Genomic DNA, 257 nt, shown 5'->3' with positions numbered 1-257 from the left:
GTACCGAGGCCAAGACCGTCACTTTGTGCCGGTTGATGCGCTCGAACAGTGTCTCGGGCGTTGGTCGGCCTCGGAACAGCACGCAGCTCGCACCGACGGCAAACGGAAACATCAGATTCGTGACAGTTGAGTAGCCGAAGTACAGTCGTGACACCGCTGTGGTCCGATCGGACTCGGACAGCCGGAGCACCTGCTTGGCGTAACACTCGGTGTTGTAGGGGAAATCGTGGTGACAATGCACCGCTGCTTTGGGTTTT

Annotated in this window: 1 protein-coding gene; it reads right to left on the bottom strand. The window is 58.4% G+C overall.

From position 1 onward, the window contains the following. A partial coding sequence (locus SAZ04_RS22495; protein WP_332699915.1) for an AMP-binding protein occupies window positions 1-257 on the bottom strand: 257 nt, incomplete at both ends.

It is taken from the genome of Halalkalibacter lacteus, assembly GCF_036663595.1.
Taxonomy (GTDB): Bacteria; Bacillota; Bacilli; order Bacillales; family Bacillaceae_D; genus Halalkalibacter; species Halalkalibacter lacteus.
The sequence above is the reverse complement of the archived record's forward strand: the minus strand, read 5'-3'. Positions and strand labels throughout refer to the sequence as shown.